Origin of the sequence: Paraburkholderia bryophila (assembly GCF_003269035.1) — a bacterium.
Lineage (GTDB): Bacteria > Pseudomonadota > Gammaproteobacteria > Burkholderiales > Burkholderiaceae > Paraburkholderia > Paraburkholderia bryophila.
Window position 1 is genome coordinate 1 of record NZ_QLTK01000024.1, and the last position, 25,159, is coordinate 25,159.

A 25,159-nucleotide genomic window follows, 5' to 3' on the forward strand; every position below is an offset into this window, starting at 1 on the left:
GCGATCTTCACCTTCTATGAATCGCTTCATCCGGTCACCCATGCTGAATGAGTTAATCCAGTTTAGGCGATCAGCGCGTTTTCACACAAGCTCGATCAAGAACGGTTCTTGTTTTTTCTGTTGCGTGCTGGTCGGTCTTCACCGGACTCACGGGTTTTGCCGCGACGTTCGCCTCGCTCATTGTGATCCGCGTTCTGTTCGGCATCGGAGAAGGCGGGTTCGTGCCAGCCAGCACCGTGACCGTCGCCGAAGCATTCCCGCGCGGCGAACGGGCTCGCGCGAAATCGCTCGTTATCGGCGCTTCGTTCCTTGGCAGCGCAGTCGGATCGAGCGCAATCGCCGCATTGGTTCATACCCATGGCTGGCGTTACGCGTATCACGTGTTTGGTCTCGTGGGGATTGTGGTTGCCGTGGTGCTCTGGTTGGCAATCAAACGTGCGCCTCGTCGTCGGAAATTGGCCGGCAAGCTTGCGTTCCGCGCGGTATTCCGCTCGCCGATGCTTCGAAAGACGATGTTGATCTTCTTCTTCAGCAACGTCGTCTATGTAGCGTTGATCTCGTGGATGCCTTCGTTCCTGGTCAAGACACGTCACATTGATATCCTGCATGCGGGCCTCGCGTCAGCCGGACCCTATCTGGTCGCGTTCGTCTGCCTGAACATCGTCGGCTGGATGCTGGACAAGGTTGGCCACGGACGCGAGCGACTCTTCATGACGTGCGGTGCATGCGCGGTCGTGGTCTTTTTTGCATTGATGGCGTTCGCCACTTCGTTGCCTTCGCTACTCGTTCTGTGGACACTGTGTCTAGTGGGTTACACCGTCATTTACGGAACTGTCTTCGCGATTCCGCTCAAGCACATGTCCGACGCGTCGGTCGGATCGGCTGCCGGCATCATTAACTTTGGTGGCCAGGTTGCGGCCGCTATTGCGCCGGCCATGGTTGGCATGCTGGTCAATCTGACGCCGGGCTCCTACGTATGGGCATATTCCGCGCTTCTTGTCGCTGGAATGGCCGCGCTCCTTGTATCGCTCACGTGGCGCACCGAGTCAGTGTTTCATTAGTTCATGAAAGCGAGGTCTGGCATGAAACCAAAAACACTCGGTGTGGCAAGCAGCCTGGGCGGATCGTGGGGCGTTGACTTAATGCCAAGTCTCCTGGACAGCCCGGTCGTACGGGGAAATCACGGTGATTTCCGATTTGTGATGGAGCGGAGCTGCCGCCGCTGGCGACGCTGCAGCGTATCGCCACGCAGGCGCGCAACGATTTCGACGAAGCGATCTATGGGGCTATCGCCGGCGCAAAGCGGTCCGGTCTTCGGTTTGTCGTAGGTTGAGATACGGCGGATTTTTAACGAATCCCGGCCAAGCCTCGATACAGGCACAGCACATACACGTAAGCGCGCTGCAGCGCAGCGTACGAAACACTTGCAGCAACAATTTTTGCCCGGTATCGTCGTGCCGTTCTGCAATGCAGCGCGGGAGAGATCGTCATGAAGTCAGTGACGACGCCGACGGAGCAACCGCCCCGGAAACTCTCAGGCAAAAGGACCGCGCAGCTGGAACATCTGGAGAGCGACGCCGCTGACACTCGCGCGCGTCCACCGAAGGGGATTCCCCACTGCGGCTCGCATCGAGCCGGCATGGCGCGGGAAGAAACTCTCAGGTACAGGGACAGATGGGGCATCGACGCCGGTTTCGACACGAAATCGACACCGGTGATGCTCAACTTATCTGGACTCTGTCATGTCACGAATCGCCATTATTGGCGCCGGTATCACCGGCGTCACGACTGCTTACGCCCTCGCCCAACGCGGCCACCACGTCACGGTTTTCGAGCGCCATCGCTATGCGGCGATGGAAACGTCGTTCGCCAACGGCGGCCAGCTATCGGCCAGCAATGCCGAAGTCTGGAACAGCGCGGCCACCGTACTGAAGGGACTGCGCTGGATGCTCACGCGCGACGCCCCGCTCCTACTCAATCCCCTGCCCACGTGGCACAAATACTCGTGGATGGGCGAATTCCTGCGTCAGATTCCGCACTACCGGAGCAACACCGTCGAGACCGTGCGGCTCGCGATTGCCGCGCGCGAACATCTGTTTTCGACGGCGCGCAGCGAGGGCATCGAGTTCGATCTCGAACGGCGCGGCATTCTGCATATCTACAAGACACAGAAGGAATTCGCCGCGGCGAGCAAAGTGAATGCGTTGCTGCGCGAAGGTGGGCTCGATCGCAACCCGGTGACGGCAGCGGAGCTGCAGCGGATCGAGCCCACCCTGCAAGGCGATTTCTTCGGCGGTTTTTTCACGCCGTCCGATTCGACCGGCGACATCCACAAGTTCACGCGCGGTCTTGCGGATGCCTGCGTGCGGCACGGCGTCGAGTTTCACTACGACGCCGCGATCACGGCGGTCGAGCAGCCCGCGGAGGGCAAGTTTTCGCTGACGGTCAATCTGGAAGGCGAGGCGCAGCGCTTTGCATTCGAGCGGATCGTCGTCTGCGCGGGCGTGAAGAGTCGCGATTTCGCGGCAATGCTCGGCGATCACGTGAACATCTATCCGGTGAAGGGTTATTCCATCACCGTCTGTCTCGACGACGAGACCAGTCAGCAGCGCGCGCCGTGTGTGAGCCTGCTCGACGACAGCGCGAAGATCGTCACGAGCCGGCTCGGTGTGGACCGATTCCGCGTGGCGGGCACCGCGGAAATCAACGGCTTCAACCGGGATATCCGTTCGGACCGGATTGCGCCGCTGGTGGACTGGACACGACGTTACTTCCCTGAGGTGTCGACTTCGCGCGTGATTCCGTGGGCGGGTTTGCGGCCGATGTTGCCGAGCATGCTGCCCAAGGTCGGGCGCGGCAAGCGGCCAGGCGTGTTCTACAACACGGGCCACGGGCATCTGGGGTGGACGCTGTCGGCGGCGACCGCGCAGGCGGTGGCGAGTGCGATTCAATAAGCTCGCGATGTAAAGCGCGCCTGCTGTGGAAGGTATCGATACAGCAGGCGCGAACGCTGCGGAGAGAGACGAAGACAGCCGTGACCCCATGCAAAATCCGTCACATCTGCTAGTGTTCCCGAATCCCCGCAATCTCGGTGGAGAACCCATGCCGCACAAGCGTTCCACGAAACACCCCACTACCCGCCCGCGCCTGACCGACGCTCAGATCGCCGCCGAGGCCACCCGCCGTCTCGCCTGGGACAGCGCGGTTCCCGAGCACGCCATCACGGTCAAGGTCGCCGCCGGCCGCGTCACGCTGCACGGCGAACTGCAACGCGATCAGCAACGCGCCGCCGCACTCGAAGACGTCACGCGCCTGTTCGGCGTCACCGGCGTATCGGATCGCACGACCATCAAGGGCAAGTAGCCTCAGTGCGCGCTGGCGCTCAACAGCGTCCGGCAATGCCTTGCGATCTGCTTCTCTTCTTCGGTATGAATCGCCCGCACCTTGCCCGCCGGATCGCCCTCCACCAGTCCCATGAACGCAAGCCCGTCGCACACGCGCTGGCGAATCCCCGCGCTGTGCTCGCCGATGCCACCCGTGAACACCAGCAGATCGATCCCGCCCAACAACGCCGCATAGGCGCCAATGGTTTTCCGCACTGCCGTGGCGAACGCGTCGAGCGCCAGCGCCGCATTGGCATCGCCCGAAGCGGCCAGTTTTTCCAGCGCCTGCATATCGCTTTCGCCATCCGTATAACCGGCGAGGCCGCTGTGCCGGTTCAATAGCGTTTCCAACGCGGCGGCGTCGAGCTTCTCGACCCGCATCAGATACAACAACACGCCCGGATCGAGATCGCCGCTGCGCGTGCCCATCGGCACACCGCCGGTCGGCGTCAAACCCATCGACGTGTCGACCGATTTACCATCCCGCAACGCGCACAGACTCGACCCGTTGCCGAGATGCGCGAACACCGCGCGCGACGGCAGCGCGGCGCCGAGCTGCGTCACCAGCGACTCGTACGACAGCCCATGAAAGCCGTAACGGATCACCCCCGACTTCACATAGCGCCGCGGCAACGCGAGTTGCGCCGCGCGGGGCGGCAGCGTGGCATGAAACGCCGTATCGAAGCAGGCGAAATGCGGCGCGTCGCCGAAAATCCGCGCGGCCTCGTCGATCAACGCGAGCGCCGGCGGAATATGCAGCGGCGCGAAATGCACGGCGTCCTGCAGACGCTGGCGCACCTCGGGCGTGAGCTGCTGATGCTTGCGCAGATGCGGCCCGCCATGCACCACCCGATGCCCGACCGCCGCAGGCCGCCCATGCCCCTGCTCCACGAGCACCTCGGCGAGCTTGCGCAACGCGTCGGTTTGCGACTCCAGCACCCGCTCCTGCCGCACCAGCACGCGGCCGTCGGGCGCCTTGATCAGCAGGCTGCCGTCGCTGCGTCCGATGCCTTCCGCACTGCCGGCGAGCAGCAACGCTTCGTCGCCGCCCGCGTAGGTGAACAACCCAAACTTCAGCGACGACGACCCGCTGTTCAGCACCAGAATGGTCGGCGCCGGGGTACGCTCCTGTGTCTCCATAGCTTGCCTCGCTCAGCCTTTCCAGGTCCAGTTGCGGATCTCTTCCTTGTCGATGCCCTCGGCATGCGCATAAGCAAGATGTTCGATAATCTGGCCGCGCAGCCATTCCTTCGCGTGATCGCCGACGCCGCGCAGCGCCGGCACCCGATCGATCACGTCGATGGCAAGCGAAAAACGGTCCACCTGGTTGATGATCGCCAGTTCGAGCGGCGTATTGATATTGCCCTTCTCGTGGTAGCCGTGCACGTGCAGATTGTCGTGATTGGTGCGGTTATAGGTCAGCTTGTGCACCAGCGACGCGTACGAATGGAAGTTGAAGATCACCGGCTTGCTGGTGGTGAACAACGAATCGAAATCGCGGCTCGACAGCCCGTGCGGATGCGCATGCTCGGGCATCAGGCGGAACAGGTCGACCACGTTGACGAAGCGGATCTTCAGATCGGCGAAACGCGCCTTCAGAATCTCTACCGCCGCGAGCGCTTCCATGGTCGCGATGTCGCCCGCGCAGGCGATCACCACGTCCGGTTCGACCCCCTGATCGGTCGACGCCCAGTCCCAGATGCCGATGCCCTTGGTGCAATGCGTGACAGCTGCGTCCATGTCGAGATACTGCAGATGCGGCTGCTTGTCGGCGACGATCACGTTGACGTAATCGCGCGAACGCAGGCAATGATCGGCGACGCTCAGCAAACAGTTGGCGTCGGGCGGCAGATAAATGCGCACCACGTCCGGGCTTTTATTGGTGACGACGTCGAGAAAACCCGGGTCCTGGTGCGTGAAGCCGTTGTGATCCTGACGCCAGACGAGCGACGTGATCAGCAGGTTGATCGACGGTACCGGCTGCCGCCAGCCGAGGTCGCGCTTGGCCTTTTCCAGCCACTTGGCATGCTGGTTGAACATCGAGTCGATCACGTGGACGAACGCTTCGTAGGTGGCGAACAGGCCGTGACGACCGGTCAGCACGTATCCTTCGAACCAGCCTTCGAGCGTGTGCTCGCTCAGCATTTCCATCACGCGGCCGTCGGTGGCGAGTTCGCCGCCGTCGGCGTCGCTCGCTTCGGTTTGCGCGAGCCAGGTCTTTCCGGACGCCGCGTAGATCGCCGTCAGCTTGTTGCTGGCGGTCTCGTCGGGGCCGAACACGCGGAAGTTCATCATGTTGTTGCGCATCACGTCGCGCAGGAACGTGCCGAGCACCTCGGTGGGCGAGGTGTACGAGCCGGCCGGTTTCTTCACCGCGACCGCGTAGTCGCGAAACGGCGGCAGATCCAGCGTCTTGCAGAGCAAGCCGCCGTTTGCATGCGGGTTGGCGCTGATGCGGCGCGCGCCTTCGGGCGCGAGTTCGCGCAGTTCCTCGACGAGACGCCCCGCTTCGTCGAACAACGACTCGGGCTCGTAACTGCGCAGCCAGTGCTCGACCAGCTTCAGACTTTTGCTATTCGTGACGGGATCGAGCACCGGCACCTGGTGAGCGCGCCACGAGCCTTCCACCTTGTGGCCGTCCACTTCTTTCGGGCCGGTCCAGCCCTTCGGCGAACGCAGCACGATCATCGGCCAGCGCGGCCGCGTGGCGTCGTTGCGTTCGCGCGCATGCTGCTGGATTGCACGGATTTCGCCGATGCATTGTTCGAGCGTCGCCGCCATCTGCTGATGCATCGTGTCGGGGTCGTCGCCTTCGACGAAGTACGGCTTGTGGCCATAACCGGTCAGCAATGCCTCGAGTTCTTCACGCGGAATCCGCGCGAGGATGGTCGGATTGGCGATCTTGTAGCCGTTCAGATGCAGCACCGGCAACACCGCGCCGTCGCGGATCGGGTTGAGGAATTTATTCGAGTGCCACGAGGTCGCGAGCGGGCCGGTTTCCGCTTCGCCGTCGCCGATCATCACGGCGACGATCAGGTCGGGGTTGTCGAACGCGGCGCCGTAACCGTGCGACAGGCTGTAGCCGAGTTCGCCGCCTTCATGAATCGAGCCCGGCGTTTCGGGCGTGCAGTGCGAGCCGATGCCGCCGGGAAACGAGAATTGCCGGAAGAAACGCCGCATGCCGGCCTCGTCCTCGCTGCGGTCCGGATAGATTTCCGAGTAGTGTCCTTCGAGGTAGCAATTGGCGAGCGTGGCCGGCGCACCGTGACCGGGGCCGGCAATGTAGATCAGATTCAGATCGAGCTGGCGGATCATCCGGTTCAGATGCACCAGCAGGAAGCTTTGCCCCGGATCGGAACCCCAATGGCCCAGCAGGCGATTCTTGATGTGTTCGGGTTTGAGCGGCTCGCGCAACAGTGGGTTGTCGCGCAGGTAGATCATGCCGGCCGACAGGTAATTGCAGGCTCGCCAGTAGCGATCCATCTTGCGCAGCGTGTCGGGGTCCAGAATGGTCGGCGGGGTCGCACGTGAGGTTGCTTCGGCCATGGCGTCACTCCTCGAAAAGGACTGTCAGGCAGGTTAGCGGAGGCTGCGGTGCTGGTTCGGCGGTGAAGCGCGATGCGGCGCTGTGCGGAAAAAATAAGAGCGGCCCGATCGCCTGTCATGCCTGTCATGCCGGTGACACATCGCAAGCGCGATGCCGGGGCAATGTGCAACAGGCTGGGTGAAAGCTAAGTCGATGATAGTAAGGGGTTGTGACAGGCCGCACGTGGCATCGTTCGAGGCAAATGTCGAAAGGGTTGATCTGGATCGGGTTTGCTGTTGTGTGCTGCAGCAGGCCGCGCGCCTGCGCTAGACTTCAAACGCGAGTCAGGCCACCGTTAAGTCCAACTTAAGTGAGCCCGTTTATGCTCGACGCGGATCGGCGCGCCCCATCCGGCTTTCCGTCTTTCCGGCACAACCGCTACGCCGGCCCCCTCATCCCTCACACTCAACGGCCATCATGTCGACACCCAGCCCCTTCAAGGCGCCTCTGATTCTCGTTCTTTCGATCGTGCTGCTGTTCGCGGGCGTCGCTGTGCTGATCGGCGTGTTCGGCTTGCTAATCAAGCTGTTCGGGCTCACCTGACACGCGAGCCCTGCGCGGACTGTGCGCGGACTGTATATTCTGAGCGTTCGCGCGGCGCCACGAGGGCGCCCGGACTCATTGCAAGGAGATGCCGTTGACCGCCCATTCCGAACCCTCCCCGGCCGAGCCGGCCAGAATCGACCCCGAGCTGGTCGAACTCGCGCAGCAGGTATTCGATCTCGCGCGAAGCGGCGACGCCACGATGCTGGCCGCAGTGATCGAAAAAGGCGTGCCGCCGAATTTGCGCAACGATAAAGGCGACAGCCTCGTGATGCTAGCGAGCTACCACGGCCACGCGGATGCGGTGCGCGTGCTGCTCGAACGCGGCGCCGATCCGGATCTGCGCAACGACAACGGACAGACGCCGATCGCAGGCGCGGCATTCAAGGGTTTCGATCCCGTGATCGAGACGCTGCTCGCGCATGGCGCGGACGTGGAAGGTGCGTCGCCGGACGGCCGCACCGCACTGATGATCGCCGCGATGTTCAACCGCACGGCGACCATGGAGTTGCTGATTGCGCACGGCGCCAACCCCAACGCGCGTGACGCGAACGGCGTCAGCGCACTGGACGCGGCCGGCCGCATGGGCGCAGGCGATGCGCAGGCGCGCCTGAAAGCACTCGGCGGCGCCTGAAGGTTCCGCTGAAGGTTCCGGTTGCCGTTGCGGCGCCAGCGGCGCCGCTTCAGGCTTCAGGCCTCAGCCCTTCCTGCCCACCAGCGTATCCAGATCGAACTCCGCCAGTTCGCCGATCCGCTCGATACTCACGTCCGCCGGCGGATTGCTGGAGATTTCCTTCGGATCGAAAGCATAGTGCCCCTGGCGCGGAAACACCGTGGTTAGCTTCTCGCCCCATGCCTTCTTCATGGCGGTCAGAATGCGCAGCTTGTCGTCGACCATCACGTAGTGGCGCGCCGGATAGCACTCCATCACCTGGTCGAGCATCTGCTCCTTGTGAATGTAGATCAGCACGCGCCCTTCGACCTCGTCCCATAGGCCGGAACGGGCAATCTTGCGCGGCTGGAACACCACGTCGCCATCGGACAAAATCACCGTGGGCCCGCGCTGCGCAACATGCCGTAGCGCATCCAGCGCGCCCGGATAGAGCCGGTTGGCGAACGGATAGTCGATCAGAAACGACGACATCAGCAACAGGTGCGTATCACGCGGATGTTCCAGCCGGTAGCGCTGCAACGCGCCAAGGTAATCGGCGTAGCCCAGGTCCGAACGCAACTGCTCGAATATTTCCCAATAACGTGCGCTGTTTTCCGCACCGAACGACTTGATCATGTGCGCGCGCAAATCGGCCAGCACGTGATCGTTGTCCAGCAAGGTGTTGTCGCAATCGAACAGAAACACGACGTCGTGCGGCGTGGTGGGGGTGGCTGACATTGCGGCTCCGTTGATTAACTCTTCTGCCCGTCGGGCGGCGTGGCCGGTTTCTCCAAGTGGCCGCCGAAGTCGTTGCGCATGGCCGACAACACCCGGTTCGAGAAGTCCGCCTCGCCGCGAGAACTGAAGCGTGCGAACAGCGCCGCGCTCAGCACCGGCGTGGGCACGCCTTCGTCGATGGCGGCCGCGACGGTCCAGCGCCCTTCGCCCGAATCGGATACGCGACCCGCGTAGTTCTTCAACTCGGCATCGCTGACCAGCGACCCCGCGATCAGGTCGAGCAACCACGAGCCGATCACACTGCCGCGCCGCCACACCTCGGTGACCTCGGCGAGATTCAGATCGTATTGATACAGCTCGGGACGGCGCAGCGGTGTGGTTTCGGCGTCGACCTCGCGGGCGTGTTTGCCGGCGTCGGCGTGATGCAGGATATTCAGCCCTTCGGCATACGCGGCCATGATGCCGTACTCGATGCCGTTGTGAACCATCTTCACGAAATGCCCCGCCCCCTGCGGCCCGCAATGCAGGAAGCCCTGGTCCGCGGTGCTGGCGCTGGCCGTGCGGCCCGGTGTGGGTGTCGCTGCCCCCACGCCCGGCGCGAGCGCCGCGAAGATCGGCTCGAGGTGTTTCACCACCTCCGGCTCGCCGCCGATCATCAGACAGTAACCGCGTTCGCGGCCCGCTACACCGCCGCTCGTGCCGACGTCCACGTAATGCAGCTTGCGCGCGCCCAGTTCGTTGCCGCGGCGAATGTCGTCGTGGTAATAGGAGTTGCCGCCGTCGATCACGATGTCGCCCGGTTCCAGCAGCGGCACCAGTTTATCGAGTGTGGCGTCGACCACGGCGGCCGGCACCATCAGCCAGACGGCGCGCGGTTTTTCCAGTTGCGCGACGAGGTCTTCGAGCGAGGCGGCGCCCGCTACGCCGTCCTGTTTCAGTTTGTCGACCGCCGCTGCCTGCACGTCGTAGGCAATGCAGTGCTGACCGCCTTTCGTCAGGCGTCGCACCATGTCGGCGCCCATGCGTCCCAATCCAATCATGCCTAGCTGCATATCTCGCTCCGGAAAGTGCGTCGTTGCGTTGCTCGCCCTGATTCGTTTTGCTGCGCATCACCGCGCGCGTCAAAAGACGATACGCCTCTTTGCAGAGGTTTTGCAGCGCGTAAAGTTCCGCGCGCATGGAATTGGCTCGCCTGCCGCCTGCGTGGGTTTCGATTCGGCTGACGGTCGTCTTACAGGTAGTCCTTTTTGTCTGGCTCCTGTCCGTGGCTCTTCTACGTTGCGCTTACACCCGGTCGCGCCGTTCAGCGCCGCGGGCCTGCAACTTCACGTATTGCGCACGTGCGAAGCGCTTCACCGCGCGCCACATCAGCGGATAGCGATCGCCCGGCACCGCGAACAGAACCAGCGCGCACAACGCCAGCAAACCGCAGAACAAAAACGTGCCGCGATAGCTGAATGCCTGCACCAGCAAACCCGACAACACGCCCGATAAAATCGAGCCGACCCGCGCCGCGTTGAAGAACAGCGCGGTGGCACGCCCCGGCGCGTGCGGCATCAGATCCTGCACGTAGGTCATGCCGAGGCACGACGTCACGGCAACCACGAACGCGTTGAGGATCTGCATCGGGATCAGCATATGCACCGTGCCGGCCATCGACATGGCGACGAAGTACACCGCGTGCACCGCCGCGCACGCCGCCAGCCAGTTCGGCTTGTGCAGCGAGGACGACTTCGCGCCGAGCGCAAGCATCATCGGGATTTCGGTTAACGCGCCGAGGCCGAGCATCACGGATACGTCGAGATGCGTGCCGTTCAACCCATGCACGATGTACAGCGGCAGCACGATCATCGTCGCATTCGCCGCGAGCCCAAGCAGGGTCAAGGCGGCGACCGCGCGGCCGATGTCGTTGGCCGACGCGACGCCGGGCAACTCTTCGTGCGCGTCTTCGCCAGGCGCGGTGAGCGGCGGCACGGTGATCGACGCCGACGGCTCCGACGCGGTGTCTTCCACCGTGTGATCGCCCAGATGCCCTTGCGGCTCGTGCATGCGCCAGACGATCGCCGCGCAGGTCGCGAAGCTCGCCGCGGCGAACAGGAAGAGCCCATAGAAACTGCTGGCGGCCAGCACCAGCGCGCCCACCGAGGGGCCGAACACCCACGCCGCGGAAAGAATGGTCCGCAACGTCGCGCTGGCGAACACGCGTTCGGCCGGGTCGTCGACGGGCAACGCCGCGCGGCTGAACGAGAAGACCATGGAAATCGCCGAGCCGCCCGCGCCGATGAAGACGATGCCGACCACCAGCAGCAGACGGTAATCACGCACCACGCATAAGCACAGAAAACCGAGCGCGGCCGCTACCAACGCCGCGAGCAGCAGCGGGCGATGCCGTCCGCTCGCATCGCTCCAACGGCCCGCGAGGGTGCTGGCCAGCACGCCGCTGGCGGCGATCAGCGTCATGAAGACACCGAGCCTGAACGGCGTCATGCCGGCGCGTTCGACACCGAACAGAGATAGATACGGCGCGGTGAACGACATCGCGACGCCGAGCATGAGGGTCGCGGCGGCGAGCGGCTTGAAGCCCGGGATGCGCAGCAGGTCGAAAAAACGTGAGGTTTTCAACACGGGTGGCGATGGGTCAGGGGGTGCGTGCCCGCGAAACGCAACGCGCGCCGAGGACTGAGTAGCCGTAACAACCGGGGCATTATCAACCTGGCTTGCAACCGCGTAAACCCGGGCCGGTCGCATCCCAAATCCGCTTACCCCGAAGTTCGCGCGTCACAGCACGACATACCCGCGCTTTTCGAGCGTCCAGCGATGCCATTGATTGCCGTACACCCCGCAACCGATGCTGAACAGCACCCCAAGCACGGTACCGATCCAGTCGGCGGTTTCACCCCACAGTCCCGAGCAGAACAGAATCACGCTGACGGCCAGCATCACGAATGCGGCAAACCACATCTTTTTCGACAGCGCCCACATGAACCCCAGCAGGCATGCCCCCCAACTGAAACCGGTCGGGACGGCGACGGTCTCCTCGTTGCCGGGATAATGCAGATAGATCCTTGCTCCCATATCCTTTCCTAAAGGCGATAAGCCGCCACAAGACGGCCGGTATCAGTGCGGGTGTCAGTATTTAACACGCCATGCGAACAGGCGCATGACAATTCGCGCGAACCGTACGGCCGCCGCTCACCACGCGGCACTTCATCGAGGCCGGGCTCACTGACGATTAGAAGCATAGCTGCTACTCTTACCGAATTCACGTGCCGGCCCGCCCTCCCCGCGAAAGGCCTGCCGGCACGGATCGAACCGCACCGGAGCATGCATGGCCACCCAGACCGCCTACTCAACGAAAGCCCCTTCGCGCGCCGAACTCGACGCCCTGCCCGGCGCCACCGTCGTCGAATTCGGCACCGACTGGTGCGGCTATTGCCAGGGCGCGCAGGCTTCGATCGCGCGGGCGTTCGAACCTCATGCCTACGTCCGTCATCTGAAAATCGAAGACGGCCCCGGCCGGCTGCTGGGCCGCTCGTTCAAGGTCAAACTCTGGCCGACGCTGGTTTTCCTGCGCGACGGCATCGAGGTCGCGCGCGTGGTGCGGCCCGCCGGCGCGGCGGACATCGCGCAAGCATTCAAGTCGCTGTGAGCCGGTGAGATGCGGCAAGCCATTCACCATCTGAGCGTCAAAGCCCGCACCCGCGGGCTGGTCGAATTCACCGACGAAGCACGCCGGTTCGTCGCGGGCCAGGCGATCGAGACCGGTCTGCTGACGCTGTTCTGTCGCCATACGTCGGCGTCGCTGCTGATCCAGGAGAACGCCGACCCTTCGGTGCAGCGCGATCTGGAGCGCTACTTCGCGAGCCTCGCACCGGAAGACGCCGAGCGCTACGAGCATGACGCCGAAGGCCCCGACGACATGCCGGCCCATCTGCGCACCGCGCTCACGCAAGTGCAGTTAGCCGTGCCGGTCGAACACGGGCAGATGGTCCTCGGCACGTGGCAAGGTTTGTATCTGTTCGAGCATCGCCGCCACACGCAGCATCGTGACGTCGTGTTGCATCTGATCGGTGAATGAGCCGGGAATGAGCCGGTCGAGTCACCGGAGTTACCGCAGGTTTTTTGCAGGATTCCATCCGCAAACCGGATCAACAGGGAGCACACCTCATGGACACCCATAGCGAACTGCAAGCCACCGTCAACGCCATGGTTCAACCCGGCAAAGGCCTTCTCGCCGCGGACGAAAGCGGCCCGACCATCGCCAAACGCTTCAAGACGATCGGCCTCGAATCGAGCGAGGAAAACCGCCGGGCGTATCGCAATCTGCTGCTCACCACGCCGGGTCTCGGCGAGTTCGTGAGCGGCGTGATTCTTTATGAAGAAACGCTCGGCCAGAAAGCCGACGACGGCACGCCGTTCCCGCAACTGTCGGCGAAAAACGGCATCGTGCCCGGCATCAAGGTGGACCTCGGCAAGATCCCGCTCGCGCTCGCGCCGGGCGACGAAATCACCGAAGGACTGGACGGTCTCGCCAAACGTTTCGTCGATTACAAACGGCAAGGCGCGCGCTTCGCCAAATGGCGCGCGGTCTACAACATCACCGCGAGCTTGCCGAGCCGTCTGGCGATCGAAGCGAATGCCGATTCGCTGGCGCGCTACGCGGCGATTTCGCAGGAAGCGGGCATTGTGCCGATCGTCGAGCCGGAGGTGCTGATGGACGGCGATCACACCATCCACCGCAGCGCGGAAGTGACCGAAGCCGTGCTGCACGAGGTCTTCAATGCACTCCACCGGCACCGCGTGGTGCTCGAACATATCCTGCTGAAGCCGAGCATGGTGCTGGCGGGTTCCGAGCACGCGCAGCAGTCGGCCGTGGGCGATATCGCCGCGCATACCGTGCGGGTGTTGCGACGCACGGTGCCCTCGGCGGTGCCGGGCATCGTGTTTCTGTCCGGTGGTCAGACGCCCGAGGAAGCGACCGCGAATCTGGACGCGATGAATCGCCTCGGGCCGCTGCCATGGAATCTGAGCTTTTCATATGGGCGTGCGTTGCAGGAACCGCCGCTGCAAGCCTGGAAGGGACAACCGGGCAATGTGAAGGAAGCACAGGAGGCCTTGCTCAAGCGCGCACGGCTGAACAGCGCGGCCGCGCTGGGGAAATACGACGCGGCGCAGGAAAAGGGTTGAGCGAGAAGCTCGCCCCGAGCGAGCATGAACGGGCGGATCGCGCGCGAAGGTTACGCTACGCGCGCGGTCCCTCCGAGCTTTGGATGTAATCCAACACCGCAGCTTATCTCCACACCACCCCCCTCATAAAGGCGCCGCGCCGAACGCCTGCCGCTGCGCCAGCGAAACAAATGCCTGTGCGTCACGCGCGGCCTCCACCACCGCCGCCATGCCGAAGAACTCGTGGGTCGCGCCGCGATAGTTGCGATGCTCGACGGCCACACCCGCCGCCTGCAGTTTCTGCGCGAGCTTTTCGCCGTCCGAACGTAAAGGATCGATGCCCGCGGTCACCACGACCGTCGGCGGTAAACGGGATAGGTCGGCGCTGACCACATCGATCAGCGGACTGGTCAGATCGCTCTCGCTATTGATTACGTTCTGCATGAACCACAGCATCATCGGCTTGTTCAGCGGACGTGCATTGCGGTTCTCCTCATAAGATACCGACACGATATTGTTGCTCGCCACCGGATAGATCAGCGTTTGATGCAGGGGCGCATGCATACCGGCGTCGCGCGCGCGGATCGACACGTTGAGCGCCAGATTCGCGCCCGCGCTTTCGCCCATCACGGCAAGCTTATCCGGATCGCCACCGAGGCTGGCGGCGTTCTCGACCAGCCAGTGCCACGCGCTGAACGCGTCGTCGTGGGCGGCCGGCAGTCGATGCTCGGGCGCCTGCCGGTAATGCGCGGACACCACGATCGCGTGGGTCTGGGCAGCCATGGCGCGCGGCGTCGCGTCGTAGGTGTCGAGACTGGCGATCACCCAGCCGCCGCCGTGAAAATACAGAATCAGCGGGAACGGGCCCTCGCCTTGCGGCGTATAGACGCGCGCCGGATTGTCTTCGCCGGCCGCGTCCGGAATCACGATGTCGTCCGTGCGCACGGCCTCCAGTTCCAGCGAAGGCCGCGCGCTGAACGCCGGCTGCGCCATCAGTTTCCTGACGGCGTCGGCGGGCGTGGGCTGTTTTCTCGCCTCGGCTACCGTGCACTTTTCGATCGGTTTGGGGTTCAGGCTCTTCAGTGCGTCGAGCACGGCCTTCATGTCGGGATCGGCATGTCCCGTGGGATCGAGTCCCACCATGCCTTTGATCGTGTCGCCGAGCGTCATGTCGAAACTCCTGGTGGGTCACGGCACGGACCCATCGGAGCCCCTTTCAGAAGGCGCCCGGCGACCGTGTATGCGGTCGAATCCAGCAAGCGCTATACCCGTCGGAGAGGATGACCAGCGGCATGGTCGAGCGCAAAAAGTCTGACTAAACGCTTAGCGGTGCGAGGTGGTGAGCAGAGGTGAACGTACGTTGAACGTGGGCTGAGTACGCAAGAATCTCGTCGAGCCCGGGCGCAGCGGGCGCTGAGCCGCCCGCCCCCAGGTCGCTTGCTGGTTATTGCCCCTTCGTATCGCTGCTCGCGTCGGCGCCGGGCGCGTTGGTGGAATCGGTCATGGGTTTCTTCGCCTTGGTCGACTTCATGGAATGCTTTTTCATCGACTTGGTATGCGCGCTCGCACCCGATGCCTGCATGTCGCCGCCTTCGCGGGTGGAACCTGCGTTGGTGCCGCCGTTCGGATCGTTGCCCGCTGCGCCGCCTCCGCCTCCGCTGCCCTGCGCCATGGCCAACGACGAGGCCGCGAGCAGCGTTGAAATCATCAATGCGTGTTTGATCTTCATGACCGTTCTCCCTTTCCGGAAAGTAGCGGGTCGCGCCGGCTGCGCCAGCCGGATACACGAACCTCAGCCACTTCGCAGCAAGGGGTGTGCCGCGAGTCATGAAACGCTTCGAACACGCCGACCTGCGCCTTACGGTTCGCAGACCACCAGCGCGTGCAGCTCGTCGATATTGAACGGCTTCGCGAGAATCGCGACGCCGAGGCGCCGCGCGCGCTCGAGCTCGTCCGCATAGCCTGTCATCAGCGCAATCTTCTGCGACGGCCACGCGCTGCGGACTTTTTCCGCGAGGTCGATGCCGTTCAGCTTGCCGGGCATCTGGATGTCGGACAGCACGAGCTCGAAGCGCGCGCCACCGCTCAGCACGGCGAGCGCCTGGTCGGCGGTCGGTTCGTGGCGCACCTCGCAGCCGAAGGTTTCCAGCACGGCGGCCACGCCCGCCGCGACGTCCTCGTTGTCTTCGACCAGCAGCACGACGCCCGTCGACGCCGGCAGCGGCTGGCGAACCGTTTCGAGGTTCGCGGCGGCCGCCGTCTGCCGTTCGCGGTGACGCGGCAAGTACAGCCGCACCGTCGTGCCGCTGCCCGGTACGCTTTCGATCTTCGCGGTACCGCCGGCCTGTTCGCACATGGACAGCACCTGCGCGAGGCCGAGGCCGGTGCCCGAGCCGCGCAGCTTGGTGGTGAACAGCGGCTCGAAGGCGCGCCGCGCGACGGCTTCGGGCATGCCTTCGCCGTCGTCGGAACAGGCAATCAGCACGTATTCGCCGTCCGGCAGCAAGGTATCGCTGCCGACCAGCCGGTTGTTCTGGCAGCGAATCACGAAGCGGCCGCCGCGCGGCATGGCGTCGCGCGCGTTGACCGCGAGGTTCATGATCGCGAACTCGAGGTCGGTCGGATCGGCCAGCACCTGCCAGACGTTGTCGACCATGTTCAGCGCGAGTTCGACGTTATCGCCCAGCGCCGCGTCGATCAGCGGCGCGGCGGCCGGCAGCCAGTTCGCCAGATCGACCGCCTCCTGTTTGAGCGGCTGCTTGCGCGCCACGCTCAGCAAACGCCGCGTCAGCGATTCGGCGGTGGCCGTGGCGCGCTCGACCGCGAGCACTTCTTTCTCGAGGTTGTTGTAGCGCTTGAGGCGCGCCAGTTCGGTATTGGCCGCGACCACCATCAGCAGATTGTTGAAGTCGTGCGCGACGTTGGCGACCAGATTGCCGAGCGCGCTCATGCGCTGCAACTGGCGGCTCGATGCTTCGGCGGACAGGCGCATCGCGACCTCGCCTTGCCAGCGCTCCCACGCGCGGCGCTCGCCTTCGAGCTGGCGCAAGGAGTAGAACACCAGCAGCCAGATCGCGATGCACGGCACCGCGGTGAGCGCGGCGATCATGATGAAATGTCGACGCCATGCGACGCCGATCGACTCGGTCGCGTACGCGCTCATCACATAGAGCGGATAGTCGCCGACGCGCCGAAACGCCAGCAAACGTTCCACGCCATCCACCGTTGAATGCAGACGCACGTGGCCGAACAGTTGTTTGTCGCGCAGCGCCTCGGTAAAGGCGCTCTGCGAAGTGGGCTTCGAACCCGGCGGCCATTCCGGATAACGCACCAGCAGATTGCCGTCCTGGCGATACAGACCCAACGCCAGCGACGGATCGCCGTTCGTCAGTTCGCGGTAGAAGCGCAAAAAGTAGTCGTTGCGCAGCGCGACCGACACTTCGCCGAGGAACTGACCATCCACACCGGAGCGGCCGGTCGAGGTGGTGAAGACATGGGTGCGCGACACCGGCCCGAAGATCGGCAACGAGAAATACGGCTGCGGGCGCATGGCCTTGGCCGCGATGAAGTCGTCGCGCTGCGCATTCGACAGGGTCGGCGCCGGATAGGCGAGGCTCGACACCAGCAGATCGCCTTTTGCGCCGAGCAGATAAATGGACGACACCTGCGGAAAGTCGCCGCCGATTTCGCGCAACCGGTCGTGCAACTGCGCGTCGTGCGCGCGGACTTGAGCGTCGTCTTCATTGCCGAGCAAGTCGACGATGCGTGAAGCCATCTGCTGGTTGAGATCCAGTACCTTGACCGCCTGCTCTTCGGTCACGCGCGCGAGCCGGTCGATCATGTCGTTCGAATCGGCAATGCGGCGCTGATAATCGAAGTAGCCATAACCCGTGAGGCAAGCCAGCGGAAACACGATCGACACCGCGAGCACGATCAGCAGCATGCGCCGCGTGGCCGCGAAGTTGCGCGACGGCATCGGGAAATCGACTGCGACTCGCTCCGCTCGCTGCACGGCCACGATCTCCATGAAAGGTATTCACAAGGCAAGGCGCACATCTGTTTGACGCGCAAATGCGCGGCGCGTTGTTCGTGCGCTATTTCCTTTTTTCCCGAATTTACCTCACTTCCGGCGTTCTCCCTAGTGTGAGGCGTGACGAAACCGTGTCGGGTCAGGCTGCCAGTTCGCGGGCACGTGGATTGCTGCTGCACATGCGCCCAGCGATTTCACCGCCCGCGAGAAACCGGTTATGAACACTCCTGCCCAACGCGTCGCCCAACTCTCGCAATTGCGAGCAGACCGCGCTGAACGTGTCGAGCTGGACGGCGAAAAAATTCTGCTGGTTCGCGACGGCGACACCGTACATGCCTATGGCGCCGAATGCCCGCATGCCGGTGCGCCATTGGAACAGGGCGCACTGTGCAACGGGAAAATCATCTGCCCCTGGCACAAGGCCGAATTCGATATCGCTACCGGCAACGTGCTCGAACCTTGCGCGCTGATCGCGCTCGACCGTTACCCCGTGCTCGTGACCGGCGACGACGTCACGGTCACCCCCGAAAAACTGCCTCGACCGATGCACAAAGCATCGGCACGCGATCCGTATTTCGTGGTGATCGGCGCGGGCGCGGCCGGGGCAGCCGCCTGCGCAGCGCTACGCGAAAACGGTTTTGCGGGCCGTCTCACGATGATCGGCGCCGAGCCGCATGCGCCTTACGATCGCACTGCACTGAGCAAATTCGTGCCGTCCGGTGAAATGGCGTCGGCCGATGTGCCGCCGCTACTGCCGCCCGACTGGTACGCGCAACACGACGTCGAGAGGCTCGTCGCGACCGTCGCGCGTCTCGACGTGCCCCGGCGCACGATCCATTTTGAAAGCGGCGGCGAACTCGCTTACGACACCGCGCTGCTCGCCACTGGCAGCACGCCGAGGCTTCCCGATATCGCCGGGCGCGAACTCGGTGGCGTGCATGTGCTGCGCACGCTCGACGACGCCGCTGCGCTCGTCGACGCATTCGGCGACGACCCTTCGCAAGTGCGGGTCGCGATTATCGGCAGCAGCTTTATCGGTCTCGAAACGGCCGCCGCGTTGCGCACGCGCAAGGTGCAGGTCACTGTGATCGCGCCGGACCGCGTGCCGTTCGCGAAGCAGTTCGGCGAACGCGCCGGCGCGATGTTCCGCGAATTGCACGAACGCCATGGTGTGGTGTTCCGGCTCGGCGCGAAAGTCGCCTCCCTCGAAGGCGAGGAAGGCAACGTGCACGAGGTGATGCTCGAAGGCGGCGAGCACGTGGCGGCCGATCTCGTGTTGCTTGCCACGGGCGTGACGCCCGCCACCGGTTTCGTCGAAGGATTGCCGTTGCAGAAAGACGGCGGCGTGATCGTGAATGCGGGCATGCAGGCCGCGCCCGGACTCTATGCGGCCGGCGATATCGCGGTGTTTCCGCTATACGAGCACCACGAGCCGTTGCGTATCGAACATTGGCGCCTCGCGCAGCAGCACGCACGGATCGCGGCGGAAAACATGTGCGGTGCGCGACATCGCTACAGCGGCGTACCGTTTTTCTGGACCTATCACTTCGGCAACAACTTTGAATATCTCGGCCATGCGAGCGCGTGGGACGAGTTCGTCGTTCATGGCGATCTGGAGCAGCAACAATTCATCGCGTTGTATTTGACGGACGGCCAGGTTGCGGCCGTACTCGCCTGCCAGCATGAAGCGCACACCGCGCGTCTGATCGAAGCGATGCGCGGCGGTCTGTCGCGCGCGGAAGCCTTGGCGATTATCGAAGCAGTCGATTCCCTGAAGGAGAAGCAGCAATGACGGAACACAAGGAAAAGCATCCCCACTCGAACAAGAGCGAGAAACAGATCGACAAACAGGTCGAGGACAGTTTTCCCGCCAGCGATCCGCCATCCACGGGAGGCACCACGAAGATCGTGCCCGACAGGGAGCACGCGTCGAAGCCACACGCGCCGGCCGATAAGCCGGCTCACCGCTAGCACGCCTGCCCTACCGATACCGCCCCGCCCGCACAGCAGCACAGCCGACGGGGTGGCTCTCTCTGCTATGCATCTGCTACCCCTCCGCAACGATGGGAACGAATCGCCATGTCAGACGAAACCGACGCCGCTGAAGATACGCAAGAGGACGCGGAACATAAGAAGCCGAAGGACGAGAAGAACGAGAAGCCGGATGGCGGCAAAAACGACGACAGCGATAAAGAAAGCGGCAAAGGTGACGGCAACGGCAACGGCGACGACAAAAAGCGCAAGAAGCCCAGCAAAGAACCGCTGATCATTCTTGCCGTCGTGGTGATTCTGCTGGCGATCGTCGCCTTCATCTGGTGGTTCGCGACCCGCAACGAACTGACTACCGACGACGCGTACACCGACGGCAACGCCATCACCATGGCGCCTAAAGTCTCGGGCTACGTGGTGCAGCTCGCGGTCAACGACAACGTCTATGTGCACAAGGGCGATCTGCTGATCGTGATCGACAAACGCGACTATCAGGCACAAGTCGATCAGGCGCAGGCGCAGGTCGGGCTGGCGAAAGCGCAACTGAATGCCGCCCAGGTGCAGCTCGATATCGCGCGAATTCAATATCCGGCGCAGTACCGCCAGGCTAAAGCTCAGACCTCGTCGGCGGAAGCGAACCTCAAGCAGGCGCAAGCCGCCTACGTACGCCAGCACGCGGTCGATCAACGGGCCACGTCGCAGCAGAACATCGATACGGCGGATGCGCAGCAGCAATCCGCTCACGCCGGTGTCGAGCAGGCGCGCGCGCAGCAGCAGACCGCGAGCCTCGTGCCGCAGCAGATCCGCCAGACCGAAGCCACCGTCGAGGAACGTCGTCAGCAGGTACGGCAAGCCGAGGCGCAACTGGAACAGGCGCAACTGAATCTCTCGTACTGCGAGGTGCGCGCGCCGTCGGACGGCTGGATCACGCGCCGCAATGTGCAGCTCGGCAGCTTTCTGCAGGCGGGCGTGTCGTTATTCTCGATCGTCACGCCGCAGGTGTGGGTGACGGCCAACTTCAAGGAATCGCAACTCGAACGCATGCGGCCGGGCGATAAGGTCAAGGTCGAGGTCGACGCGTATCCGAATCTCGATCTGCACGGCCATGTGGACAGCGTGCAACTGGGCAGCGGCTCGCGCTTCTCGGCGTTTCCGGCGGAGAACGCCACCGGCAACTTCGTGAAGATCGTGCAGCGCGTGCCGGTGAAAATCATCATCGACGACGGGTTGCCGCGCGATCAGCCGCTCGGGCTCGGTTTGTCGGTCACGCCGAAGGTGTATCTGAAATGACGCGCCCGTTCTTTTCCACGCTGGGCGGATTGTCGTCGAGTCCGCAACACCGCGAGCGGGTCGCGCGCAACGCAAGGCACGCGTCAAGGCACGCGGCATGCTGTGAAGAGCGTCATGAAGGCCATATTCAGGGAGACCATCATGACCCGATTCAACCGTTACAGCGCCCCGCGCGTGCTTGTCCGTTTGCTGGCCCGTTTGCTGGCCGTCTCGGCCTTGAGCATGGCCGGTGCGCATCTGGTGCAGGCGCAACAGCCGTCCGCCGACACCCAGAACAACGGCACGACCACGCGCGCCGCCAAAAAAGCCGAGTTGAAGACACTGGAGAAAAACGGCTATCAACCGAGCGCGGACGACCCGCATTATCCGCAGGATATTCAGAACGCGGAGAAGAAAGCCAACGGCGGCGGCAAACCAACCGGGCCGATGCCGAGCGCGAACGGACAGAACTCGCAGTAAGCGTTGCACGGGAATGTCCGGCGGGCGGGCTGGTTGTCAGTCCGACTCCATGCACCGGCCGCCGCATCGCGCGCGCGATCTTCTCTAGCGCGGTGCGTCGATGAGTTCAGCCGACGCCAGCGCGGACCAGTCCAACTGGAAGCCGGCCGCCAACCCGTGGCTGATCGCGATCGTCGTGACGCTCGCGGCGTTCATGGAAGTGCTCGACACCACCATCGTGAACGTCGCGTTGCCGCACATTGCCGGCACCATGTCGGCCAGTTACGACGAAGCCACGTGGACCCTCACCTCCTATCTCGTGGCCAACGGCATCGTGTTGCCGATCTCGGGCTTTCTCGGCCGTGTGATGGGTCGCAAGCGCTATTTTCTGGTCTGCATCATTGCCTTCACGATCTGTTCGTTCCTCTGCGGCATCGCCACCGACCTCTGGCAACTGATTATCTTCCGCATTTTGCAGGGCTTTTTCGGCGGCGGCCTGCAGCCGAACCAGCAGTCGATCATTCTCGACACCTTCCCGCCCGAACAACGCGGCCGCGCGTTTTCGATTTCGGCGGTGGCGATCGTCGTCGCGCCCGTGCTCGGACCGACGCTCGGCGGCTGGATCACCGACAACTTCTCGTGGCGCTGGGTGTTTCTGCTCAACGTGCCGGTCGGCGTACTGACCACGCTCGCGGTCATGCAACTGGTCGAGGACCCGCCGTGGAAAAAGAACCCCGACACCAAGGTATCGATCGACTACATCGGCATTACGCTGATCGCGATCGGGCTCGGCTGTCTGCAGGTCATGCTCGATCGCGGCGAGGACGACGACTGGTTCTCGTCGAACTTCATCCGCATTTTTGCGGTCCTGGCGGTCGCGGGGATCGTCGGCGCGACCCTCTGGCTGCTGTACACGAAGAAGCCCGTGGTCGATCTGCGCTGCATGAAAGACCGCAATTTCGCACTCGGCTGCATGACGATCGGCGCCTTCGCCACCGTGCTGTACGGCAGCGCGGTGCTGGTGCCGCAGCTTGCGCAGCAGCAGCTCGGCTACACGGCGATGCTCGCGGGCCTCGTGCTGTCGCCCGGCGCGGTGCTGATCACGCTGGAGATCCCGATCATCAGCAAACTGATGCCGTATGTGCAGACGCGTTTTCTGGTGGCGACGGGCTTCGCGCTGCTGACCTGCGCGCTCGCCTATTCGCATCTGCTGGTGCCCGATATCGATTACGCGACGCTGGTGAAAATGCGCAGCGCGCAGTCGCTCGCGATCGGCTTCCTGTTCGTGCCGATCACCACCCTCGCCTATCTGACCGTACCGCCGAATCTGAACGACGACGCCTCGGCGCTCTTCACGATGTTCCGCAACGTGGCGGGGTCGATCGGTATTTCGCTCTCCACCGCGCTGATCCGCGAGCGCACCCAGGCGCGCATGGCGCATCTTTCCGAACACATGTCCACGCTTTCGCAGAACTACAACGACGCCGTGCAGCGCAGCGCGAAAACCATCGCCGACATGACCGGCGTGCCGTTCGCCCAGGCCATGCAAACCGCCACCGGCCGCCTGTACACCGAGTTCATTTCGCAGTCGACGATTCTGGCGTATGTCGACGTGTTCGCGATGCTCGCGGTGTTCTGCGCGCTCTGCATTCCGATGACGTTCTTCTTTTCTCCGGCCAAAGCAGCCGGCGGTGCGGGAGGACATTGATATGACACGCTCGCGTTGTGCTCCGAAGTTATCGGTGCTGTCTCTGGCCATGCTGCTGGCCGCCTGCAGCGTCGGGCCGGATTTTCATGCGCCGGATGCCGACGTACCCGCGCAGTGGCGCGATCCGCAGCGCGCGGCTGCCGCTGCATCCGCCGCCGGCGCCACCCCGGCTTCCGCCGCGAGCGTGGCGTCCGTGCCGACGCTCGACACCGACCCCGATCCGCGCTGGTGGCGCAATTTCAACGATCCGCAGCTCGATACGCTGATCGAACGTGCCGTGCGTGGCAACCTGGATTTGCAGGAGGCCGTCTTGCGTATCGTCGAAGCCCGCACGCAGGTGCAGAGCGCCGCCGCTCAGGGACTGCCGAACGTGCGCGCGAGCGGCAGCTACCAGCGCGAGCAGCTCGGTGTGAAGGGTTTTCTGGAATCGGACGGCGTGTACGACAAGGTCGATCAACTCGGCGCGGCGAACTCACCGGTCAACGCGATCGCGCCGGGTGCGGGCGCGACACTGCAAAGCGGCGCGAACAACCTGCTGAACCAGCTCACCGCGCCGGTCAATCTCTGGCAAGCAGGTTTCGACGCGTCATGGGAACTGGATCTGTTCGGCCGGGTGCGCCGCTCGGTCGAGGCCGCGAACGCGCAAACCGAAGCCGCCGAGGAGAGCCGCAACGACGCGCTGCTCTCGCTCGAAGCGGAAGTCGCGCAGACCTACCTGCAATTGCGCGGCGCGCAGGCCTTGCACGACATCACCGCGAGCCTCGTCGATCAGCAGCGCGAGATCGTCACGCTGACGCAGAGCCAGGCGAAGGTCGGTCTCGCCAGCCAGATCGACGTCAAAGCCGCGGTCGCCCAGCTCGCGCAGACCCAGGCGCAGTTGCCGCAATTCGATCAGCAGATCGCTCAGGCGTTGAATGGCCTCGCGTATCTGGTGGGCGAGGCGCCCGGTGCACTGGAAACGGAACTCGGCACGCCTGCCGCGGTGCCACCCGTACCGCCCACCGTACCGGTCGGTTTACCGTCGACACTCGCGCGGCGCCGGCCGGATATTCGCCGCGCCGAGGCCAACCTGCATGCGGCGACGGCGAATGTCGGCGTGGCGGTCGCGCAGTTTTACCCGGACGTCTCGCTGACCGGCCAGATCGGCACGCGCGCAACGAATGCGAGCGACCTCTCGCGCTGGTCGCATCTGTTCTATTCGTTCGGGCCGAGCGTGTCGCTGCCGATTTTCCAGGGCGGCGCGCTGGTGTCGAATCTGCGCATGTCGAAAGCGCAGCAGGCGGAAGCCGCGCTCGATTACCGCAAGACCGTGTTGACGGCGCTACGCGACGTGGACAATGCACTGGCGGTATATCGCACCGATCAGTCCCGGCGCGACGCGTTGGGGGACAGCGTGGCCGCGCAGCAGACCTCGTATGAACTCGCGCGGGACAGCTACCGCAAAGGGATCACCAGCTTTATCAACGTGCTGGACGCTGAACGGCAGTTGGCGCAGGCCCGACAGCAATATGCGCAGGGCACCGTACAGGTGAGCACCGATCTGGTGGCGTTGTATAAGGCGCTGGGCGGTGGGTGGCAAGGTGGGGATGCGTCGTCGAGCGCTAGCCGGTAGTCATCGCGCGACATATCGCTGACG

At 63.7% G+C, this 25,159-nt stretch carries 22 protein-coding genes, 1 pseudogene and 1 riboswitch; of the genes and pseudogenes, 14 read left to right on the forward strand and 9 right to left on the reverse strand.

All coding sequences use genetic code 11. The annotated features are described in order from the left end of the window. Positions 1-110: 110 nt before the first annotated feature. From BX591_RS26660 to BX591_RS26670, 3 genes and pseudogenes are all read left to right on the forward strand, one after another. Positions 111-1,061: pseudogene (locus BX591_RS26660) on the forward strand (MFS transporter); the annotation flags it as partial. Between the two features lie 404 nt (positions 1,062-1,465). Beyond that, a riboswitch (glycine riboswitch) is annotated at positions 1,466-1,560 on the forward strand. A gap of 182 nt (positions 1,561-1,742) precedes the next feature. Continuing rightward, entirely contained in the window at positions 1,743-2,954 is a 1,212-nt protein-coding gene (locus BX591_RS26665) for a D-amino acid dehydrogenase (RefSeq protein ID WP_111934321.1), read from the forward strand. Positions 2,955-3,102: 148 nt separating this feature from the next. Further along, positions 3,103-3,363, forward strand: a complete 261-nt coding sequence (locus tag BX591_RS26670) for a BON domain-containing protein (RefSeq protein ID WP_111934322.1) — start codon at positions 3,103-3,105, stop codon at positions 3,361-3,363. Between the two features lie 2 nt (positions 3,364-3,365). On the opposite strand, the gene BX591_RS26675 is transcribed toward BX591_RS26670, so the two are convergent. Continuing rightward, positions 3,366-4,523 carry an acetate/propionate family kinase gene (locus BX591_RS26675; protein ID WP_111934323.1) on the reverse strand — a complete coding sequence of 386 codons (1,158 nt, stop codon included), beginning with the start codon at positions 4,521-4,523 and terminating at the stop codon, positions 3,366-3,368. 12 nt (positions 4,524-4,535) lie between these two features. Beyond that, entirely contained in the window at positions 4,536-6,929 is a 2,394-nt protein-coding gene (locus tag BX591_RS26680; protein WP_111934324.1) for a phosphoketolase family protein, read from the reverse strand. 457 nt (positions 6,930-7,386) lie between these two features. Between BX591_RS26680 and BX591_RS37180 the strand changes: the two genes are divergently transcribed. Continuing rightward, complete coding sequence (locus BX591_RS37180; RefSeq protein WP_276330783.1) at positions 7,387-7,512, forward strand: hypothetical protein; 126 nt, start codon at positions 7,387-7,389, stop codon at positions 7,510-7,512. Between the two features lie 88 nt (positions 7,513-7,600). Beyond that, positions 7,601-8,146, forward strand: a complete 546-nt coding sequence (locus BX591_RS26685; RefSeq protein WP_111934325.1) for an ankyrin repeat domain-containing protein — start codon at positions 7,601-7,603, stop codon at positions 8,144-8,146. 63 nt (positions 8,147-8,209) lie between these two features. Here the strand turns inward: BX591_RS26685 and BX591_RS26690 are convergent, their stop codons facing one another. The 4 genes from BX591_RS26690 to BX591_RS26705 form a co-directional block, all read right to left on the reverse strand. After that, positions 8,210-8,902: an HAD family hydrolase gene (locus BX591_RS26690; protein WP_111934326.1), complete on the reverse strand. Its 693-nt coding sequence runs from the start codon at positions 8,900-8,902 to the stop codon at positions 8,210-8,212. 14 nt (positions 8,903-8,916) lie between these two features. Then, positions 8,917-9,954 (reverse strand): phosphogluconate dehydrogenase (NAD(+)-dependent, decarboxylating), encoded by a 1,038-nt coding sequence (gene gnd, locus BX591_RS26695; protein ID WP_111934327.1) that lies wholly within the window; start codon positions 9,952-9,954, stop codon positions 8,917-8,919. Positions 9,955-10,186: 232 nt separating this feature from the next. Beyond that, positions 10,187-11,527 (reverse strand): sugar efflux transporter, encoded by a 1,341-nt coding sequence (locus BX591_RS26700; RefSeq protein WP_111934328.1) that lies wholly within the window; start codon positions 11,525-11,527, stop codon positions 10,187-10,189. 153 nt (positions 11,528-11,680) lie between these two features. Then, the gene (locus BX591_RS26705) at positions 11,681-11,977 is read right to left on the reverse strand and encodes a DUF2628 domain-containing protein (RefSeq protein WP_111934329.1); all 297 of its coding nucleotides are present in this window, start codon (positions 11,975-11,977) and stop codon (positions 11,681-11,683) included. Between the two features lie 253 nt (positions 11,978-12,230). On the opposite strand from BX591_RS26705, the gene BX591_RS26710 reads away from it, so the two are divergent. From BX591_RS26710 to BX591_RS26720, 3 genes are all read left to right on the forward strand, one after another. Further along, positions 12,231-12,551 carry a thioredoxin family protein gene (locus BX591_RS26710; protein WP_111934330.1) on the forward strand — a complete coding sequence of 107 codons (321 nt, stop codon included), beginning with the start codon at positions 12,231-12,233 and terminating at the stop codon, positions 12,549-12,551. Between the two features lie 9 nt (positions 12,552-12,560). After that, a complete protein-coding gene (locus BX591_RS26715; protein ID WP_111934331.1) occupies positions 12,561-12,980 on the forward strand; it encodes a secondary thiamine-phosphate synthase enzyme YjbQ in 420 nt (139 codons plus the stop codon). Positions 12,981-13,069: 89 nt separating this feature from the next. After that, positions 13,070-14,089, forward strand: coding sequence for a class I fructose-bisphosphate aldolase (locus BX591_RS26720; protein ID WP_111934332.1), 1,020 nt, complete (start codon positions 13,070-13,072; stop codon positions 14,087-14,089). A gap of 123 nt (positions 14,090-14,212) precedes the next feature. On the opposite strand, the gene BX591_RS26725 is transcribed toward BX591_RS26720, so the two are convergent. The 3 genes from BX591_RS26725 to BX591_RS26735 form a co-directional block, all read right to left on the reverse strand. Then, positions 14,213-15,238, reverse strand: a complete 1,026-nt coding sequence (locus BX591_RS26725; RefSeq protein WP_111934333.1) for an alpha/beta hydrolase — start codon at positions 15,236-15,238, stop codon at positions 14,213-14,215. Positions 15,239-15,512: 274 nt separating this feature from the next. Further along, positions 15,513-15,797 carry a hypothetical protein gene (locus BX591_RS26730; protein ID WP_111934334.1) on the reverse strand — a complete coding sequence of 95 codons (285 nt, stop codon included), beginning with the start codon at positions 15,795-15,797 and terminating at the stop codon, positions 15,513-15,515. A gap of 129 nt (positions 15,798-15,926) precedes the next feature. Further along, the gene (locus BX591_RS26735; protein ID WP_111934335.1) at positions 15,927-18,095 is read right to left on the reverse strand and encodes a hybrid sensor histidine kinase/response regulator; all 2,169 of its coding nucleotides are present in this window, start codon (positions 18,093-18,095) and stop codon (positions 15,927-15,929) included. Between the two features lie 220 nt (positions 18,096-18,315). Between BX591_RS26735 and BX591_RS26740 the strand changes: the two genes are divergently transcribed. The 6 genes from BX591_RS26740 (at position 18,316) to BX591_RS26765 (ending at position 25,135) form a co-directional block, all read left to right on the forward strand. Then, positions 18,316-19,890 (forward strand): FAD-dependent oxidoreductase, encoded by a 1,575-nt coding sequence (locus BX591_RS26740; protein WP_111934336.1) that lies wholly within the window; start codon positions 18,316-18,318, stop codon positions 19,888-19,890. Then, positions 19,887-20,069 carry a hypothetical protein gene (locus BX591_RS26745; protein ID WP_111934337.1) on the forward strand — a complete coding sequence of 61 codons (183 nt, stop codon included), beginning with the start codon at positions 19,887-19,889 and terminating at the stop codon, positions 20,067-20,069. Before BX591_RS26740 ends, BX591_RS26745 begins: the two co-directional genes overlap by 4 nt. Before the next feature lie 108 nt (positions 20,070-20,177). Continuing rightward, entirely contained in the window at positions 20,178-21,377 is a 1,200-nt protein-coding gene (locus tag BX591_RS26750) for an HlyD family secretion protein (protein ID WP_111934338.1), read from the forward strand. A gap of 141 nt (positions 21,378-21,518) precedes the next feature. Then, entirely contained in the window at positions 21,519-21,836 is a 318-nt protein-coding gene (locus BX591_RS26755; protein WP_244147131.1) for a DUF4148 domain-containing protein, read from the forward strand. A gap of 100 nt (positions 21,837-21,936) precedes the next feature. Next, a complete protein-coding gene (locus tag BX591_RS26760) occupies positions 21,937-23,523 on the forward strand; it encodes a DHA2 family efflux MFS transporter permease subunit (RefSeq protein WP_111934340.1) in 1,587 nt (528 codons plus the stop codon). Position 23,524: 1 nt separating this feature from the next. Continuing rightward, the gene (locus BX591_RS26765) at positions 23,525-25,135 is read left to right on the forward strand and encodes an efflux transporter outer membrane subunit (RefSeq protein ID WP_111934341.1); all 1,611 of its coding nucleotides are present in this window, start codon (positions 23,525-23,527) and stop codon (positions 25,133-25,135) included. The last annotated feature ends 24 nt before the right edge of the window (positions 25,136-25,159 follow it).

Excerpts from the sequence above, each read along its gene's own strand:
- BX591_RS26665 (WP_111934321.1), top strand. The coding sequence starts at position 1,743 with ATGTCACGAATCGCCATTATTGGCGCCGGTATCACCGGCGTCACGACT.
- BX591_RS26670 (WP_111934322.1), top strand. The coding sequence starts at position 3,103 with ATGCCGCACAAGCGTTCCACGAAACACCCCACTACCCGCCCGCGCCTG.
- BX591_RS26675 (WP_111934323.1), bottom strand. The coding sequence starts at position 4,523 with ATGGAGACACAGGAGCGTACCCCGGCGCCGACCATTCTGGTGCTGAAC.
- BX591_RS26680 (WP_111934324.1), bottom strand. The coding sequence starts at position 6,929 with ATGGCCGAAGCAACCTCACGTGCGACCCCGCCGACCATTCTGGACCCC.
- BX591_RS37180 (WP_276330783.1), top strand. The coding sequence starts at position 7,387 with ATGTCGACACCCAGCCCCTTCAAGGCGCCTCTGATTCTCGTTCTTTCG.
- BX591_RS26685 (WP_111934325.1), top strand. The coding sequence starts at position 7,601 with ATGCCGTTGACCGCCCATTCCGAACCCTCCCCGGCCGAGCCGGCCAGA.
- BX591_RS26690 (WP_111934326.1), bottom strand. The coding sequence starts at position 8,902 with ATGTCAGCCACCCCCACCACGCCGCACGACGTCGTGTTTCTGTTCGAT.
- gnd (WP_111934327.1), bottom strand. The coding sequence starts at position 9,954 with ATGCAGCTAGGCATGATTGGATTGGGACGCATGGGCGCCGACATGGTG.
- BX591_RS26705 (WP_111934329.1), bottom strand. The coding sequence starts at position 11,977 with ATGGGAGCAAGGATCTATCTGCATTATCCCGGCAACGAGGAGACCGTC.
- BX591_RS26710 (WP_111934330.1), top strand. The coding sequence starts at position 12,231 with ATGGCCACCCAGACCGCCTACTCAACGAAAGCCCCTTCGCGCGCCGAA.
- BX591_RS26715 (WP_111934331.1), top strand. The coding sequence starts at position 12,561 with ATGCGGCAAGCCATTCACCATCTGAGCGTCAAAGCCCGCACCCGCGGG.
- BX591_RS26720 (WP_111934332.1), top strand. The coding sequence starts at position 13,070 with ATGGACACCCATAGCGAACTGCAAGCCACCGTCAACGCCATGGTTCAA.
- BX591_RS26725 (WP_111934333.1), bottom strand. The coding sequence starts at position 15,238 with ATGACGCTCGGCGACACGATCAAAGGCATGGTGGGACTCGATCCCACG.
- BX591_RS26730 (WP_111934334.1), bottom strand. The coding sequence starts at position 15,797 with ATGAAGATCAAACACGCATTGATGATTTCAACGCTGCTCGCGGCCTCG.
- BX591_RS26735 (WP_111934335.1), bottom strand. The coding sequence starts at position 18,095 with ATGGAGATCGTGGCCGTGCAGCGAGCGGAGCGAGTCGCAGTCGATTTC.
- BX591_RS26740 (WP_111934336.1), top strand. The coding sequence starts at position 18,316 with ATGAACACTCCTGCCCAACGCGTCGCCCAACTCTCGCAATTGCGAGCA.
- BX591_RS26745 (WP_111934337.1), top strand. The coding sequence starts at position 19,887 with ATGACGGAACACAAGGAAAAGCATCCCCACTCGAACAAGAGCGAGAAA.
- BX591_RS26750 (WP_111934338.1), top strand. The coding sequence starts at position 20,178 with ATGTCAGACGAAACCGACGCCGCTGAAGATACGCAAGAGGACGCGGAA.
- BX591_RS26755 (WP_244147131.1), top strand. The coding sequence starts at position 21,519 with ATGACCCGATTCAACCGTTACAGCGCCCCGCGCGTGCTTGTCCGTTTG.
- BX591_RS26760 (WP_111934340.1), top strand. The coding sequence starts at position 21,937 with ATGAGTTCAGCCGACGCCAGCGCGGACCAGTCCAACTGGAAGCCGGCC.
- BX591_RS26765 (WP_111934341.1), top strand. The coding sequence starts at position 23,525 with ATGACACGCTCGCGTTGTGCTCCGAAGTTATCGGTGCTGTCTCTGGCC.